At 47.4% G+C, this 3,212-nt stretch carries 1 protein-coding gene; it reads left to right on the top strand.

The genetic code is table 11. From position 1 onward, the window contains the following. The first annotated feature begins 139 nt into the window (after positions 1–139). A complete protein-coding gene (locus ABMY41_RS21580; RefSeq protein WP_000985631.1) occupies positions 140–3,118 on the top strand; it encodes a Tn3 family transposase in 2,979 nt (992 codons plus the stop codon). Positions 3,119–3,212 lie beyond the last annotated feature (94 nt).

Genomic DNA, 3,212 nt, shown 5'->3' with positions numbered 1-3,212 from the left:
GGGGTTCTAGGGATTTTCCCCTCTAAAAAGACTTAATCCTCTGTAGACCACACCAATAAATGGCTGCGGAGGTGGGTTACTACTTATAAGTGTGGCAAATTAGGTAAATATCGTACATTTAATACGGAACAGCCCTGATATGGCCATCAAAAACGAAATTACTATTCTCACGAGAGCAGAACAGGCAGATCTTTATTCCCCACCCATTTTTTCAATCGAAGAACAACGTCTGTACTTTTCTCTGAACGATGCGGAATTGGCAGTTTTTCGGTCAATTCGTCTCAGAGCTCATAGATGTTACTTTGTCGCGATTTTGGGATACTTCAAATCAAAGCCCGTCATCCTAGATATCGCTTACTCGCAGGTTTCTAAGGATTTAATGTTCATCAGTAAAGAGCTGCTTGGCGGCAAGGGGCTCAGACCATTCACTCCCTCACAAAAACAAAAAGATCGACTCTACGCAAAAGTATTAGACCTTGCTGGTTATCACAAATGGGACGAAAGTCAGCACTTCAATTCTCTTTTCGACCACCTTGTTCAGGTGGGCAATGCCTGGCTGGAGCCGCGTTACCTCTTTGATACTGCTATTGAATTCCTAACCAGTCACAGCATTGCTATCCCTAGGTACACCGTACTCCAGAGACTGATAAGCAGAGCGATGCAGCAGGTCAGAAAAGACCTGGCGCACCAACTTAATCAACTCACCAGTCCTGAACTTCACGTCTTTCTGGACAGCATAACAGCCATTGATGACGGACTAAGCCTGAACCAGCTCAGAGGCGGTGCAAAAAGTCTGACCGTACCTGAACTTAAAAAAGAGCTTGCCCTTTATCATCAGTTAGCGCCATGGCGCACGCAAATCAATGGCGTTATCGATGGGCTTAATCTGTCTCTTAAAAATCGACAACACTTCGGTGAGCTCATCAACTATTACGGTAGTAAACTCAAACGATTCAAACGCGCACAGCAGCATCTATGGTTGCTATGTCACCTGACAGAGCGGATACAACTGGCACTGGAACGGTTAACTGATGGGTTCATTTACCATATCCGCAAGCAACAAGAAGCTGCCAACACCTTTGCACAACAAGCAGTGTTCCTGTCCTGGCAGTCAGCCGCGGACAATGTCACGAAAGCGGCAGAGTTACTGCATCTGTTTGTGGATGAGAACATTGATGATAATCAACCCTTCTCAGTAGTCAGACAACAGGCATTGAAGGTCATGAATGACAGGGATATCCAGACCCTCTGCCTTTACCTGAAAAAACAGAAACGGACCGTGGAAGAGTACCAGTGGCAACATTACGATGAACAATGCAATCTCCTGGAGCAACTGTTAAGGCAGGTGTTCTTGTGCCTTGAATGTGAGGCCGGTAAAGGCTCAGAAGCCGTCGTCGCCCAACTTCAACAGATGCAGACGGAAATCGCATTCGGTGGACCACTGAAGACGATGGATACGTCGCTCATCCCGAAAAAGCACCTCCCATGGTTGGTTAAACAGGATAACGTTAACCCGCAACGTTACGAATGGCTGCTCTACCGGCAGTTAACCTCACGACTGAATGGACGCATTTATTTGCCAAATGTTACCAAATACCGCGCACTGGAAGACGACCTGATCCCCCAGACATCGCAGGATACCTTGCTGGCCTCATCAACACTGGACAGACTAAAACAGCCCGCAGAGTTATTGTTACAGGAGAAACAACACCGGCTGGAAAGTGCACTCAAAGACGTTGCTCTCCATATTGATGAGGGAGACAATCGAAATGTGATCATGAAAAATCGTACCGGTACCCGCTGGCGTCTGCCGACCAAAAGCGCTACATCTCTGGTCAACAATCCCTTTTTTAAGCGAATGCAACCGGTCGGTATCGCGGATGTACTGCGGTATGTAGAGCGCGAAACCGGGTTCATGAAATGTCTGACTCATGTACTTCCGATACAAAAACAAGGGTTCACTCATCAGGATGATTTACTGGCCATTCTGATTGCCAACGCCACTCACCGTGGTGTGTATGGCATGGCGCAGATCTCCGATCGAAGCTATGAACACCTGAGTACGGTGCAGGCCAACTATATCCGGCCTGAAACGCTGCATGACGCCAGCGACGTGATCAATAATGCGGTTGCAGCGCTACCCATCTTCCGCCACTACCATATTCAGGAGGACCAGCTGCATGCCAGTGCGGATGGTCAGAAATTCGAAACCCATCTGGAAACCTTTAAAACCCGGTACTCCTCTAAGTATTTCGGCACCAACAAAGGGATCACGGCCATGACACTGGTGGCCAACCACAGCGCCCTCAATGCTCGGATCATCGGTTCCAACGAGCACGAATCACACTATATTTATGACCTGTTACAATCCAACAGCAGTGAAATCAAACCTGACGTACTCTCGACAGATACACACGGTGTCAATCATGTTAACTTCGCCTTACTGGATCTATGCGGTTACAGTTTTGCACCGCGATACGCGCAGTTCAGTAGTGTCATCAATGATCTGTTTGATGTGACTGAAAGTGAACAAGGCAGCACCATACTGGCGCTAAAGAAGCCTATCAGAACGAATGTTATTACAACGGGATGGCAAGATATCAGGCGTATTGTTCTGTCACTTCAGACAAAGCGGACGACACAAGCAATGCTGGTAAGAAAGTTGTCTGGTTACCCTTCTGGACACCCAATATTACAGGCTCTGACGGAGTATAATCGACTGGTTAAAGCGCAATATTTACTTGACTACATCGACGATGCCAGTTTGCGGCAGTATGTGCAACGTGCCCTGAACCGGGGAGAAGCATGGCACTTCCTTAGACGAGCCATTGCGTCGGTGAATGGTGATCAGTTCCGTGGCAAAAACGAGTCTGAAATCGCTATCTGGAATGAATGCGCAAGATTGCTTGCCAACGCGATCATCTACTTCAACTCCGCGATACTGAGTCATCTTCTGGGACACTTTGAAGCGAGAGGAGATGAAGAGAAAGCGGGTATCACTCGTGCTGTTTCGCCCGTTGCGTGGCAAAATATCAACTTAAGCGGAACGTATAACTTCACTAATACTGGGAAATTGCCCAATATTGGCGAAATAACAAGGCCGATAGTGGATGATTAGGCTCCAAGCTGAAAGTAAACCACCTCCGCAGCCATTTATTGGTGTGGTCTACAGAGGATTATGTCTTTTTAGAGGGGAAAATCCCTAGAACCCC

It is taken from the genome of Pseudoalteromonas sp. BZA4 (assembly GCF_040104395.1).
Lineage (GTDB): Bacteria > Pseudomonadota > Gammaproteobacteria > Enterobacterales > Alteromonadaceae > Pseudoalteromonas.
Note: the sequence above shows the minus strand (reverse complement) of the source record. Positions and strands in the feature narration are given on the sequence as shown.

Bases quoted from the DNA above. Each gene is read 5' to 3' on its own strand.
- ABMY41_RS21580 (WP_000985631.1), top strand. From the start codon at position 140: ATGGCCATCAAAAACGAAATTACTATTCTCACGAGAGCAGAACAGGCA.